Origin of the sequence: Marinifilum fragile JCM 15579 (assembly GCF_001310955.1) — a bacterium.
Lineage (GTDB): Bacteria > Bacteroidota > Bacteroidia > Bacteroidales > Marinifilaceae > Marinifilum > Marinifilum fragile.
In genome coordinates, this window is sequence record NZ_BAZX01000003.1 from 94098 (window position 1) to 108781 (window position 14684).

8 protein-coding genes and 1 pseudogene are annotated in these 14684 nt (G+C 36.1%); 4 read left to right on the top strand and 5 right to left on the bottom strand.

Going from position 1 to position 14684, the window contains the following annotated elements; genetic code table 11:
* The first annotated feature begins 211 nt into the window (after positions 1 to 211).
* Positions 212 to 1174, top strand: a complete 963-nt coding sequence (locus JCM15579_RS03735) for an ROK family protein (RefSeq protein WP_054715935.1) — start codon at positions 212 to 214, stop codon at positions 1172 to 1174.
* Between the two features lie 35 nt (positions 1175 to 1209).
* Positions 1210 to 2796: a beta-N-acetylhexosaminidase gene (locus JCM15579_RS03740; RefSeq protein WP_054715938.1), complete on the top strand. Its 1587-nt coding sequence runs from the start codon at positions 1210 to 1212 to the stop codon at positions 2794 to 2796.
* 339 nt (positions 2797 to 3135) lie between these two features.
* On the opposite strand, the gene JCM15579_RS20145 is transcribed toward JCM15579_RS03740, so the two are convergent.
* The 5 genes and pseudogenes from JCM15579_RS20145 to JCM15579_RS03755 all read right to left on the bottom strand — a co-directional run bounded on the left by JCM15579_RS20145 (position 3136) and on the right by JCM15579_RS03755 (position 9948).
* Positions 3136 to 3285 (bottom strand): hypothetical protein, encoded by a 150-nt coding sequence (locus tag JCM15579_RS20145; protein ID WP_157471315.1) that lies wholly within the window; start codon positions 3283 to 3285, stop codon positions 3136 to 3138.
* A pseudogene (locus JCM15579_RS03745) lies at positions 3239 to 4297 on the bottom strand (Gfo/Idh/MocA family protein); the annotation flags it as partial. The pseudogene JCM15579_RS03745 and the gene JCM15579_RS20145, both read right to left, overlap by 47 nt.
* An 11-nt stretch (positions 4298 to 4308) precedes the next feature.
* Positions 4309 to 4479 (bottom strand): twin-arginine translocation signal domain-containing protein, encoded by a 171-nt coding sequence (locus tag JCM15579_RS20150; protein ID WP_157471317.1) that lies wholly within the window; start codon positions 4477 to 4479, stop codon positions 4309 to 4311.
* Positions 4472 to 5866, bottom strand: coding sequence for a NapC/NirT family cytochrome c (locus JCM15579_RS03750; protein ID WP_054715944.1), 1395 nt, complete (start codon positions 5864 to 5866; stop codon positions 4472 to 4474). Before JCM15579_RS03750 ends, JCM15579_RS20150 begins: the two co-directional genes overlap by 8 nt.
* Positions 5867 to 5868: 2 nt before the next feature.
* Positions 5869 to 9948 carry a hybrid sensor histidine kinase/response regulator transcription factor gene (locus tag JCM15579_RS03755; RefSeq protein ID WP_054715949.1) on the bottom strand — a complete coding sequence of 1360 codons (4080 nt, stop codon included), beginning with the start codon at positions 9946 to 9948 and terminating at the stop codon, positions 5869 to 5871.
* Positions 9949 to 10661: 713 nt separating this feature from the next.
* On the opposite strand from JCM15579_RS03755, the gene JCM15579_RS03760 reads away from it, so the two are divergent.
* Both JCM15579_RS03760 and JCM15579_RS03765 read left to right on the top strand, forming a co-directional pair.
* Positions 10662 to 11579 (top strand): discoidin domain-containing protein, encoded by a 918-nt coding sequence (locus JCM15579_RS03760; RefSeq protein ID WP_054715952.1) that lies wholly within the window; start codon positions 10662 to 10664, stop codon positions 11577 to 11579.
* 166 nt (positions 11580 to 11745) lie between these two features.
* On the top strand, positions 11746 to 14679 hold the full coding sequence (locus tag JCM15579_RS03765) for a SusC/RagA family TonB-linked outer membrane protein (protein WP_157471319.1): 2934 nt from the start codon (positions 11746 to 11748) through the stop codon (positions 14677 to 14679).
* The last annotated feature ends 5 nt before the right edge of the window (positions 14680 to 14684 follow it).

Below are 14684 nucleotides of genomic sequence, written 5' to 3' on the forward strand. Positions count from 1 at the left end.
GATGTTTTTGGGTAAAAGAAAATTGAAGCGAAACTGGATTGTATCGTGGATTTTGCACAAATTTACCAGACTAAAATATTGAATCAGGTTTTAGGTGGATTTCTCGGGTGAAACTAATTCAGAGCAGCCAGACTTTCACATTCCTTCAACTTTTGGAATTCTTTGCCTGGAATAATTAATTGGCCCATTGGCCGAAAGAAAATATAACTAAATGACTGAAATAGCAATTGGAATAGACATAGGTGGAACGAATACAGTATATGGATGTATCGATTCTAAAGGTAACACAATAGCAAACGGAAGTATACCAACGCAAATCAAAGAGAATTTTGAAGATTATATTGAGGATTTGATTTCTGCAATTAAGTCTTCGATTGAAAATTCCAATAAAGAAGTGACTATTGTTGGTGTTGGAATTGGAGCTCCGAATGGTAGTTATAGAGCTGGAACAATCGAAAATGCTGCTAACCTAAGATGGAAAGGTACATTGCCAATTGCAAAAATGGTAAATGAGAAATTAAATGTTCCGGTAAAAGTTACCAATGATGCTAATGCTGCTGCATTAGGAGAAAGAATTTTTGGTGGCGCCAAAAATATGTCTGATTTCATGGTTATTACTCTGGGAACGGGTTTGGGAAGTGGTATTGTGGTTAATGGCGATTTACTTTATGGATACGAAGGTTTTGCTGGAGAAGTAGGACACATTATTGTTCGTCCTGGAGGAAGAGATTGTGCTTGTGGAAGAAAAGGATGTTTGGAAACTTACGTATCGGCAACAGGTGTAAAAAGATCTGTATACAAATTATTGGCAAAGCATTTAGGAGATAGTACTTTGCGTGATGTTCCTTTTAATAATTTGAATGCTAAAATGGTTGCTGAAGCGGCTAATCAAGGTGATTCTGTAGCATTGGAAACATTTAAATATACTGGAAAAATGCTTGGAGAGGCTTTGGCCAATGTGGCATCAGTAACAGCTCCAGAGGCTATTTTCTTGTTTGGAGGACTTGCCAAGGCAGGTGACTTGTTATTCGATCCTGTGAAAGAAGCTATGGATGAGAATATGTTGTTCCTATACAAGGACAAGGTGAAGTTGTTGCCTTCTCAATTGGGCGATGACGCTGCAATATTAGGAGCAGCTGCCCTAATTTGGAACGATGAGAAAATCATATCATGATTTGAATCAACAAAAACTAATCAAAATACACAGCGATGACTAAACTAAAACCTTTATTATTTGTGCTTTTTGCCGTTTTAGTATTTACATCTTGTAAAGAGCCGGTTCCAATGGATTTAGCGAAAGAAAACTTGATTCCGAAACCTGTAAAATTAGAAGCAACAGGAAGTTCTTTTGAATGGACCAAGCATACTCAAATTCATATCCAAACAGGAAACCAGGAAGCAAAGAAAATTGCAAATCATTTGGTGGAATTGATTGCACCTGCAACAGGATTTCAACCAAAGATAAAAGAATTGAAAACGCCACTAGGTAGTCGAGGCATTTCCTTAATTCTTGATGATAAGTTTGAAAAATTAGGTAAGGAAGGATACAATTTGACGATTGATCCACGCAAAATCTCTTTGCAAGCTTATAAGGCAGAAGGATTGTATAGAGGAATTCAGACCATTCGTCAGTTGTTGCCAGCAAAAATTGAAGCCAAGGAGAAGCAAGAAGGACCTTGGTTAATTGCAAGTGGAAATATAGAAGATTATCCACAATATGGATATCGAGGAGCCATGTTGGATGTGGTTCGTCATTTCTTCGATGTTGATGAAGTAAAGCAATACATCGATTATTTGGCAGCCTATAAAATGAATGTATTGCATTTGCATCTGACAGATGATCAGGGATGGAGAATTGAAATAAAATCGTGGCCTAAGCTTACCGAAATTGGGGGAAAAACCGAAGTTGGCGGAGGAGAAGGTGGTTTTTATACTCAAGAACAATACAAAGAGATTGTGCAATATGCAGCAGATCGATTTATTACCATTGTTCCGGAGATTGATATGCCAGGACATACCAATGCTGCTTTAGCCTCTTATGCAGAATTGAATGCGGATGGAAAGGCTCAAAAAGAATATACTGGAACACGTGTTGGTTTTAGTACTTTGGCAACCAATAAAGAAATTACATACAAATTTATTGATGACGTAATTCGTGAACTGGCAACCCTAACTCCAGGCGAATACATTCATATTGGAGGCGATGAGTCGAATGCAACCCAAAAGGATGACTATATCAAATTTATAGAGAGGGTTCAGAAGATTGTACTGTCACACAATAAAAAAGTAATGGGATGGGCTGATATTGCCGCTGCAGAACTTGATAAAAGTGCTGTTGCACAGTTTTGGCAAACCAAACCTACAAACGCTTTAAAAGCCGTTAAGCAAAATGTTAAAATATTGATGTCGCCAGCAAATCTTGCGTACATGGATATGCAATACGATTCGATTTCTCCACTAGGTTTGCATTGGGCAGGTTATCTTGAGGTTGACAAAGCTTACAATTGGACTTTAGAAGGGAATGTTGAAGGAATCTACAAAGAAGATATTATTGGTATAGAAGCTCCTCTTTGGGCTGAAACCATAGAAACTATGGATGATATTGAATATCTTACTTTTCCTCGTTTATTGGGCTATGCAGAATTGGGGTGGTCGCCAGACAAAGACAATTCGTGGGATGAGTACAAAGTTCGATTGGGAAAACAAAAAACAAGATTCGAGTTTCAGGATATCAATTACTATCAATCGAAGTTGGTTCCTTGGTCAGACGATAAATCAACGGAAATTAAAGAATAGCTTGTTTTAAGATATATTTTAAAACCCAAAGTGAGGATGTTCATCTGACCTTTGGGTTTTTTGCTACCCCTGATTTGTAATCCGGAGTTGTAGGGCTCAGAAAATTTAAGGCATTAAAAATTCCAAGATCTAAGCCTGTGAATTGCAAATTAACAGAAGTGTTGAGCGAATAAAAGATCATAAGACAACATGGTTGTAAATTGTTAATATACAGTTGTGCTTTTAGGATAAAAAAAAACGTGCTTACGTTTTTTATTTTCGTAAGCACGTTTTGTATAAAACGTAGTGTAGTTTTTACAAAAACATAAGCACGTTTTTTATGTACTGTGCTAATTCGAATTAAATAGCTGGAGCTTTTCCAGGTTTAGGAACCTCTTTTAGGATATCCACCGGGCCAATTGCATAGGTTTTTGGTCCTAGGTACAAATCAGAATTCATCATCTCATCCCAGGTAACCTCCTTGCCTGTATAGGCCGAAACTCTTCCCATAATTCCTGTTAGTAGATTCTGCAATTTGAAATGCTTCGTTAATTGCCTGGTTGGTTCGAATAGAAGTTACCAAATCGATATGCTCCTGATCGAAAGGATTGGTTTGCAATCGGCTGATGTTTTTGCCTGTTCCTTTTTTCGGATATTCGAATGTCCATTTTATGGATCCATCTAAATCAAAAATGCTATTCTCGCAATTGGTGAATCCTTTGCTTCCTTGAATTCGATCGGAAACTGAATTGGAACAATCATTAATTTGTCGGCACATGCTGTGATAATGTATGTCCTTATCGTAAACAAAATCCACACTAAACATGTCGTACTGATCGCCTGTGATTCTTTGATGACGAGCCCCAAAACCCAATGCTTTTTCAGGATGTTTGCCAACAAACCAATTTACCGTGTCGAGGTTGTGAACATGCTGTTCCACGATGTGATCGCCCGAAAGCCAGCACCAGTTCACCCAATTTCGAATCATATTTTCCAGTTCTGACCAATCGGCTCTTGGGTTTCGATGCCAAAGTTTCCCAACATTGTAATAACTATTTGCTGAGACAATTTCTCCAATTGCACCTTTATTTACCTGCTTAAAGGTTTCTATATAGTCTTGCTGATGGCGCTTGATTGTACCTGTGACAACGGATAGACCAAGCATTTTAGCTTTTTCCGCCGAAACCATTACCGATCGAACGCCAACTGGATCTACTGCGATAGGCTTTTCCATGAATACATGTTTTTTTGCCTTAACACAAGCCTCGAAATGTTGTGGTCTAAAGTGAGGGGGAGTTGCTAAAATCACTACATCTAAGTCGCATTCCATTAATTTTTCAAAAGAATCGATACCAACAAAGCATTTGTCAGGTGATACATCAATACCTTTCTTTTCCTTTATTTGCTTTCTACACGCATCAACACGATCCTGAAAAACATCTGCCAAGGCTGCAATTTCCAGGTTGGGGCCTGCATTTAAAAAGTTAAGGGCGGCACCCGTTCCACGATATCCACAGCCAACAACTCCAGCTTTTAAAAGTGGACCATCAGGGCAGTTGGCAGCATAGGTGGAAAATCATATTCTCTTTGTTTGCTATTATTGCAAGATGTAAAAAGGCTATTGAAACCAACAGCACCAATTATACCTGCAGCTGCGGCATTACGGATAAATTTTCTGCGACTTTGTTCGTATGATTTATTCATTTCTCTTGCTTTGTTTTTTAGGAAATTCACAAACTACTCTGAATCCAACATCGGTACAATCTGAATACCACCAAATGCTTTTTGGAATTTGTGGATCTGTAATCATCCAGGCCTCATGCTGTGTATGATCGACTTTATGGTATAGCAAATCTTCTATTTTACTATTAAATGATCCACCCATGATAACATGTTCTTTTGTGCCATTGATATGGATCTCATCAGAGCAAAATTCCTTAACGTTGCCTAGCATGTTGATTAGCCCAAAAGGATTGGGTTTTACCTGATCTGGGAGAGCTGTTCTTTCATTGCCGTTCTCCGACCAGGTCACATATTCATTGATTTTTTCATTGGGAGATCGGAATAAGCTCATAGGGAACTTGCTTTTTTTATAATCTTTTACTTTGCCTCCAAAGAAAAAATCTTCCGTGCTATTGGCTTTACAGGCATGAATCCATTCTTCTTTCGTTGGCAAACGATAAGTTTTGCTGGTTTTTTGCGAAAGCCATTTGCAATAGGTGTTGGCAGCATGCCATGTCATTGTAATGGCAGGTCTGGTACCCATTCCCCAACCTTGCGATGGATCGCCAAAAGGTGGAGTTGCGCCGCTAATGGCATCAACATCTTCTTTATTTTCAATAATTCTACCTTCCGATTCTGTTTCTTCAAGGAATGTTTTGTACTCATTCCACGATACTTCAATTTTGCCCATAAAGAATGGAGCAATCGTGTCTGTTTTTGGAATGGCAATTAAATCAAAAGATACATCAGTACCGGGAATTTGTTCGGTAAAATCCTCAAAGTTTGAAATGTTTGTGGCCTCTTTAAATACTTCAGTTATTTTATCTTTTTGCAGGAATGCTATGTTGGGCTTGTGCATTTTCTTGCCCCCATGTCCTACATCTAAATGACAGTTGATACAATCCAGTTTATCTTGATTATTCTTGTAATATAGATGCGCCTTGTCACCCTTTTTTGAAAGATGCAATGGAAACAAATTGTCATGACAGTTGATGCAAGATTCATTGTAAGTATGATTCTTGGCATGTTTTACCATGGATTTCTCTTCCCAATCGATTTTTGAGTGATCGGTAAAGTAAAAGGAATACAAATCTTTGGATGCAGCTTTGATTTTTTCGGGCCAATAATTCATATGATCTTTTGGAGGGAGGTGACAGTCAACACAGTGCACCACTACACCACTTTTGTTATTGTAATGACTTGCCTGTTTCCAGCTGTTATCCGCATGGGTATGAACATGACACGAAATGCAGTACTGATCATTTGATGTGTACTTATCGATTCCTTTAAGGCTTGCTGTAAATACAAACGCAAAAAGAAAAGCAGTTAGAATAAAAAGAAGGAATTTATATTTTTTTAATATCGTCATTGCTAATTTTCAATGATATTGTCAGTTGTTGAATTGTTCTGTTGCTTGTATTGCTTTGGAGTTACACCATACTCTTTTTTAAAGCACTTCGAAAAATATTTCGGATCGTTAAAGCCAATTTGAAATGCGATTTCGGAAATGGTGAAGTTGTGTTTTACAAGCAAAGGGATTGCCTTTTTCAAACGGAATGATCGCATGAAATCAACCAAAGTTTTATCGGTAAGAGCCTGGAATTTTCTGTAAATATTTGAGTAACTCATATTTAATGGTTCAGCCAAATCTTCAAGACGAAAATCAGGGTTATCGAAATTTCGTTCCATTTCCATGATTACCGATTCAATAAACTTTTCATCAGGTGATTTAACTTCAATTTCTTTACTTTCAGTTAATATTTCGGCTCTGTATTGCTCAATTAATCTTTGTTGAGCTTCCAGAATATTATTCACTTTAAGCAATAGCTCTTTTATATTAAAAGGCTTGTTAAGGTATTCTATTGCGCCAAATTGTAATCCTTCCAATTTTGATGCTGTCGCATTTTTAGTTGTAAGCAAAATAATTGGAATATGTCTGGTACTTCTTTTTTCTTTTAAAAGTTTGCAAAGAGTAACACCATCCATAATTGGCATCATTACATCACTAAGGATAATATCAGTTTTAAGAGAAGTAGCTTTATCCAATGCTTCCTGACCATTTTGAGCAGTAATTACATTATAATGAGCTTTAAAACTATCCTCTAAAAACATTAGCATTTCAAAATTGTCTTCCACAATTAACAAGTTTCTTTTATTCTCATCTATCGATGGTTCAAGCTGTTCTTCTTTAGGTTCTGTAATACTTTTTGCCTCTTCAACTTTAGTTTGTACAATATCTTGAATGATAATTTCTTCCTTAGTGAAATGTTTATTTCCCATAGGCAATGCAATGGTGAATATGGTTCCTTTATTAATTTCAGATTCTACTTTTATTTCACCTTTGTGCAGTAGAATAAGCTCCTTGGTAAGTGCTAAACCAATGCCTGTTCCTCCTACGCTTTTACCATCTTGCGATTGATAGAACAGATTAAAGATATTCTCCAAATCATGCTTTGGAATTCCAATTCCAGTATCAGTAACTTTTATGTAAACCTTATTGCTGTCGATATCCTCTTTAATTTCTAGCGTGATTTTACCATCGCGTGGTGTAAACTTAAAGGCGTTGGCCAATAGGTTGTAAATAATATGCTCCAGTTTATGATGATCATACCAAAGCATGATTTTTTTCGATTCGCATTCCAGAATTAAATCAATATGCTTAAAACGTGCCTGCTCCATGAACGATAGAGCAACTTTATTCAAATGGTTTACCACATTGTCTTCACTGGCACGAATTGTAAGTTTTCCCATTTCTTTGTTTCGAATGGTCATTAATTCCATGGCTATTCTCGAGAGGCGAGTCGCATTGTTTTTAATTACCTGTAAACGTTGTGATAGCAGTAGATTTCCTTCCGCTCGTTCAATCATATTGTCAATTGGAGACAGTATTAGTGTTAATGGGGTTTGAATTTCGTGCGACATTTTAGCGAAGAAATTCATTTTCATTGCATATAGTTCCTTGTTCTTTTCATTCTGAAGCTCTTCCACCAATAGTTTTTGCTTTAGCTTAACCCACATAATGTAATACCTGATGATGAAAAAGCTGATTACAAAAAGTAGAAGGAAATAAATTGTGTAAGCCCACCATCTTTTCCAGAGAGGAGGAAGAATTTCGATATCAATTGATTTGGCAGAGATGTTCCAATCGTTAGGTTTTGTTCCTGCTTTTACTTCAAAAGTATAGTCTCCATAAGGAATATTTGTATAGGTGGCTACTCTGTTTTCACTTGTTGTTATCCAATTGTCGTTAAATCCCTTTAGGCGATAAGCATAAGTATAGTTTGGACCAAGATGATCATCAATTACCGAAAACTGAAACGAGAACGAAGTTTGTTTGTAATTGAATTGTAATTTTTTGGTTTGCTCTATTCCATTGACAACTTGTTCAGGAATGATTTCTTCTGCATTTCTGTTTACAATCTCTAGATGATTGATGTATAGATTTAAATCTTTTTTCTGCGTTTGCATATCGTTCGGATTGAAGTAATTGACTCCTTCAATTCCACCAAAGTAAATGATCCCTTCGGGATCTTTAAAAGCACTTCCAGTAAGGAATTTGCCTTTAATAATGCCATTTTTCCAGGTATAAAAATATTCTTCGTTCGATTGTAAATCAAGGTGAGAAATCCCATTATTTTTTGAAAGCCAAATGTTATGCTTGTCGCTCGAAATAATTGCAAGGCAACCATGTATTTGGTCATTGGAAAAACCTTTAATAGGTACTACTTCTTTTTTGTGAATATCGAACGTTACCAATTTTGAGTAGCCATTAATCAAGTACAAGAATCCACATTGATCGGATACACCATGCAAAACACTACTTTCCGTTATATTGTTTGAGGGTGATAATTTGTAAGTGATGAATCTGGAGTTTTGTAGGTTAGTGGACTCGTCCATCAAACAAATACCTCCATTAAACATTCCAATCCAGAATTGTCCAATTTCATCCTCAATAAAGAATTCTGCAATACTTCCTTGTAAGTCCTGATTGTTATACTGGAAATAAGCGATTTGTTGCTGTTTGTCGTTAAAAACAAAAATTCCAATGTTACTGCCTGTCCAAATCCTATTTTTTTTATCGATGTATATGGAACGAATATCAGTTCCAACTTGTCCATATTGGTTAGCAGTTTTTATTCGGGTAAATTTGTTGGTGTTTTTATTGAAAAAAGCCAAACCATTTAAATAGGTTCCTATCCATAAATTTCCATTCTTATCCTCAGCGATGGCTTGGATATAGTTTCCTGGAATTCCTCTGGAAGAACTCGTGTTTGCAATGTACTGGTGAGTAGCATTTCCGTTGGCATTGATTCGGCTTAATCCTTCTCCATCCGTGCCCAACCATAAGTTTCCATTTTTAGCTTTAAGTACCGACAAAATTCGGGTTGGCGATCCATCTATGCTGCCACAATGATAGCCAACAGTGTTTGACTCGTTAGGAATGATATTAATATTACCGTAATTGGTAAACACCCAAATGTCTTTGTTGTTGGTTTCACCAATTCCTATTACTGTTTTGCTTTGCAGAGAGAAAGGGTTGGTTTTTTGTTGAGTATAGCGTTTTACTTGTTTGGTTTTAGGATCAATTTTATAAAGTCCGCCACCATCGGTTCCCATCCAAATTAAACCATTGCTATCCTTAAAAACTCGAATAATCATATTGGAGGGGACAAAGTTAAGTTTTAAGCCCTTTTCTTTGTAGTCCTCATATTTATTGGTCTTTGTATCATAGTGAAATAAACCATGTAATTCCGTACCAATCCACAGATTATTGTAGTTATCGGTACTTAGTACGATTGTGTTAAAGGGATTATTAAAAGGGCCTTTGATTTCTTGCAAATCTTTAGTTCTAATGTTGCCCTTAAATATTCGTCCTTTGCTTGTCCCAAACCAAATGGTATTTCTGTTATCCTGAGAAATGGACGTAATATTTTCGTTCGATTGAGTATCGAATTTGATTATTTTTTTTGTTCTGGTTGATTGACCAATAACCAATCCATTGTTTGATCCCATCCAAATTATTGTATCGCTAATATTTGTTGACTCAAACTGAAAATCTTCGTTAGGGTTACTTATTACAGAGGCATACTCTTGAAATTTACCAGATGGCAATAATTTTGAGATATCGCCTTTGCGAGATATGGCCCAAATGGTTTGATCTTTTTGCTTTAATAATTTAAGCAGGGAGCTTGAATAAGCCTTTTGACTAAATATTTTGGATTGAGGAATAAGTTTGAAATCATATCCATCATATTTTAAAAGCCCAACATATGATTCGATAAACAGATATCCTTTGGAATCTTCAACTACATTAGTTGCATTGGTTTGTTGTCCATTGTTCTTCGCTTGCAGATGAATAAAGTTGGTAGTTTCGTCGGCAAATAAAGTAGTTGATGTTAGTAGCAACACCAATACTAAAATGATAGAATTGTATTTATTGATTCGGCACATAGTCAATCTTTCTCGTTCTTCAGGAATTATCAAAAATACGTATCCAAATAAAGCCTGTCAAACTATCTTGCACACTTTTTTTACAGACTTTTAAAAAGTATTACAATGTACGCTTAAAATGGAATTTATAATAGCACAGTTGCTTAAATAATAAGTGAATGCTGAAAAAACACTCGTATTTGCTTAAAACGTCCACCAGTCCATGATCAGGTGGAAATATTGATTTTTTACTTCATGATATACTAAGTTCCTAACCCTTCTATAATACCTTAAAAATAGGGTGTTTGCACTTTTAAAAACAGTTTAAAATTTATAATGAAAAAAAATGCAAACGATGGATATTATAAAATCTCCACTCAATCGCAGAATATTTACCCCATAAACAAACAAGCATTTTTCAAATTTGGATTGATTAATGTCTAAAGCATGATTTGGCGCTAAACACATAGACCAAAGAAAGACCCGATTAATAACTAATCTAGTCAAGGAAAAAATACGAATGAAAAACATGAAGAAAATGTGCAAAAATCTTAGTCGCGTATTAAGTACTGCTCTGGTTCTTGTTTCTCAATTATTAGTTATTACAGTAACCGAATAAAAATGAAAAATTAAGGCTTGAATCTTTTAAGTATGCAAATGTTAATGTTTAAATATGTTACCATAGATATCAAATAGGGGAAAGTCATTTTAATAACCATAAAACCTAATTTTTTATGAAAACAACAAAGATTGAAAGTAGTAATTATCGGAAATTTTTAAAAGTGAATCTTAGCCAGATTTCATTTTTATTATTTGCGATGGTTGCAATTGCTTTTACTACTGGCTGTGAGAAAGATGAGACGGTAAGCTTACCTGAGACAAGCACAGGAGAAGTTTCCAACATAACAGGAGAGGATGCTGTTGTGAGCGGGATTGTTACATCAAACGGAGGATCAAAAATTCTTGCTATGGGAATTTGTTGGGCTGCTGGTGATGCTGAGCCAACTATAGAAGACAATTTTACAGCAGCTGGTGAATTTACACGAGATGGTATTTTAGAGGCGGATTGGGATTATTCAGTTACTCTAGAGGGATTATCTATTAAAACGGCTTATAAAGCCAGAGCTTATGCATCGAATGCGGCAGGTACGGCTTATGGAGAAACTATTTCTTTTACTTCTAAAGCAGGGAAGACTTACCATGCCTTAACTACGGATATGATTGAGACGCATGTGCAGGAACCTTCTGAAGGGCCAAAAGAAGGGCTGATTGATAGTGATCCTGGTACATACTGGCACTCAGCATGGTCGGTTGCTGGTGCAACATTACCAGCTCATATTCAAATTAATTTTGCTGAAGAAAAGAGTATTGGTGGTTTTACCTTTATGACTCGCTTTACTAGTAAAAATGGAAATGATTCAGGTCAGTTTGATGTACAAACGAGTAATGATGGGGTGAATTTTACAACTGTATGGGAATCTGATGAAATTATTGATGCACTTGTACGACCAGATGTAAATGTCATTACGCTTGACAAGAACTACACATCAAAATATTTCCGAATCAGAATTTTGAATACAAGAAGCCGTACAGGTACATGTACGCATATGTCGGAATTGGAAGTATTTGAAGATGGTATGCTTAAGTATTAATGAAGGAGTTGTGTAACAATTAAGAACATCATATATACTAGTTTATTTATCTAGTTAAGATTTATAGTAATGATTATGAAATATTTGCGAAAAATGGATTGATTTTCGAAACAATTTAAAAAATAAAATAGGGAGAAGTATTCCTAGCATACAAAAAGCAATAGGTTTGTTTGCTTTCATGTTGTTTTTTACAGCTATTGCTAGTGCTCAATCTTTGGAAGTAAGAGGGAAAGTATTAGATGGAGAGACTAAGGAATCGTTACCGGGAGTTAGTATCATTGTTAAAGGGACAAGCCAAGGAGCTTCAACTAACCTTGATGGTGATTATACATTGAAAGTTGATCAAGTCAATGCTGTTTTAGTTTTTTCATTTATTGGTTATGAATCTGTAGAGGTTCCAGTTAATGGCAGGTCTACAATTAATGTTAGTTTGAATACTTCTACAAGTGATTTGGATGAGGTAATGGTTGTGGCATACGGTACAACAAAAAAATCAAACTTAACAGGTTCAGCAGTAGCATTGGATAGTGATGATCTAAAAGATGTTTTTGTATCGAATGTAGCTTCTATGCTTCAAGGAAAAGTTGCTGGGGTAAACGCATCGTCACGAAGTGGAAGACCTGGTGCGAGTACAGAGATTACAATTCGTGGGAAAGGCTCTTTGTCAGGTACAACAGCTCCTCTTTGGGTAGTTGATGGTATTATCATGGGTAATTCAGACCCTGGATTTAGTCCTGCAGATATAGAGAGTATGACTATCTTGAAAGATGCTTCAGCAACAGCCTTGTATGGGTCTTTGGCTGCAAATGGTGTGATTTTATTGCAAACCAAGAGAGCGAAAAAAGGTGAGTCCAAGATAAATGTCAATGCCACTTATGGATTCACGACATTTAATACCGGAAATTTTTCTGTAATGAATTCTCAGGAATTATATGATTATCAAAAAACATGGAATCCTAATGTAACTGAGGATGTTTTAAATACTGATACGGATTGGATGGATATTGCTACCCAAACAGGAAAGGCACAAGAATACAATGTGAATTATTCTGGTGGAAATGAAAAGATTACGTCTTATTTGTCTGGTACTTATTATAATGAGTCAGGTGCATTAAAAGGGTACGAATATGAACGTTATTCTGCTATTGCAAACCTTGATATTAATGCAACAGATCGTCTTAAGATAAAATTAAATTTATCAGGTGATTATAGTACAACAGAAGATCAGCAGCATTCTACTTATGCTATGTTTACGTACATGCCATGGGATGAAGCCTATTTGCCTGATGGCACTGTTTTAGATCCAAGAGTGGATAGTGGAAAAGAATATCTAAGTGCAAATGATAAAGTTTGGTATGGTAGAGATGAAAATAACTACCTATATGATTTGCAATACAATTATGGAAATTCGCGTAGCAACAATCTTCGTGCAAATATTGGCTTTGATTATAAAATTAATGATTGGTTGACTTTTTCTTCCATGAATAACATTGCCATTAATAATGGCCACTCAGAATGGTATACAGATCCTCGTTCTATAGGTGGACAGGCGGATAAAGGAACTTTATATGAAAGTTATAGTTTTAGCCGTACTCGTTTTACCAACCAAATGCTTCGTTTTACTAAGACTATTGGTCTGCATGCACTGAATGCGTTTGTAGCTTGGGAATATACGGATTATCATTCAGACAACGCCAACGCTAAAGGTAAGGGTATTGCTGCAGGTCTTACTGCACTTAATACTACAGCTGAAGCGGCTAGTGTAGGTGGAGCAAAATGGGAAAGTGCAAAACAGAGTATGCTTGTGAATCTACAATATGCCTATGATGATCGTTACTTGGCTACCGCTTCATTTAGCAGACAAGGTTCAAGTAGTTTCGGTCCAAACAAACAATATGGTAATTTCTGGTCAGCTAGTTTGGGTTGGAATGCACATAGCGAAGAATTCCTGAAAGGGGTAGAATGGTTAAACACATTAAAGTGGTCAGCTAGTATGGGGCAGGTAGGTAATGCACCAGGAGGATTTCAATATCTTGGTTACTACGCTTTTGTAGATCAGTATAATGGAAGTAGTGCTGCTACACCTTATCAAAAAGGGAATCCTGATATTAGTTGGGAAAAGGTAACCAGCTACAATACAGCGATTAACACAAGATTATTCGATCGTGTTAGCATCAACTTAGATCTATACTATAAAAATAGTGACAACTTGTTAACTTATGTACCACTTCCTGCTTTAACTGGATATAACGGCATTTGGATGAATGTTGGACGAGTTACCAATAAAGGATATGAGCTGTCAGTTTCTCCTGAAATTATAAAAACTTCCAGATTTAAGTGGGATATGACTTTTAACCTTGCCTACAATAAAAATAGAGTTGAGGAGATATACGAAGATAAAGCTTATACTAGTGGTAATACCAGAATCGAAAAAGGTCATGATATGGATGCACAATATCAACGTATATGGTATGGAGCAAATCCAGCAAATGGTGAACCTCTTTGGGAAAAAGTTACTGAAAATGAAGATGGCACAAAAACTGTTAGTTTAACTTCAGATTATAGTGAAGCAACCTTGCAGTTTACCGGAACTAAAGGTACTCCAACTTATACAGGAGGGATTCTTAATAAATTTACTTTCGATGATTTCACTTTATCGGCAAACATTAGTTTTGTTGAGGGGATTCATAGATACAACAGTAACAGAGAATTGTTTGACAGTGATGGTTCTTACGCCTCTTTTAATAGCATGAATTTGCATGATGGCTGGAATCGTTGGGAAAAACCAGGAGATGTTGCGACTCATCCAAAATCATTTAATGGTGGGGTTAATGCCAATAAAAATTCATCACGTTATTTAGAAGATGCAAGTTATATCCGTTTACGTAATGTAACCTTGGCATATAACCTTCCTAAAAATGTATTAGACGTACTTAAGATTTCTAATGCTTCAGTTTACGTAAGTGGTGATAACTTGATTACACTAACAGATTGGTCAGGTATGGATCCTGAAATTGGAGCTACAGGTTATGATAATACCCATGGTGCTTTATATCCTATGTCAAAGAAAATTATGATAGGTGTAAAAGTGGGCTTTTAGTAAGT

What these genes read in the sequence shown, in the direction of transcription:
- JCM15579_RS20150 (WP_157471317.1), bottom strand. Translation starts at nt 4,479, where the DNA reads ATGAATAAATCATACGAACAAAGTCGCAGAAAATTTATCCGTAATGCC.
- JCM15579_RS03740 (WP_054715938.1), top strand. Translation starts at nt 1,210, where the DNA reads ATGACTAAACTAAAACCTTTATTATTTGTGCTTTTTGCCGTTTTAGTA.
- JCM15579_RS20145 (WP_157471315.1), bottom strand. Translation starts at nt 3,285, where the DNA reads ATGGGAAGAGTTTCGGCCTATACAGGCAAGGAGGTTACCTGGGATGAG.
- JCM15579_RS03750 (WP_054715944.1), bottom strand. Translation starts at nt 5,866, where the DNA reads ATGACGATATTAAAAAAATATAAATTCCTTCTTTTTATTCTAACTGCT.
- JCM15579_RS03735 (WP_054715935.1), top strand. Translation starts at nt 212, where the DNA reads ATGACTGAAATAGCAATTGGAATAGACATAGGTGGAACGAATACAGTA.
- JCM15579_RS03755 (WP_054715949.1), bottom strand. Translation starts at nt 9,948, where the DNA reads ATGTGCCGAATCAATAAATACAATTCTATCATTTTAGTATTGGTGTTG.
- JCM15579_RS03760 (WP_054715952.1), top strand. Translation starts at nt 10,662, where the DNA reads ATGAAAACAACAAAGATTGAAAGTAGTAATTATCGGAAATTTTTAAAA.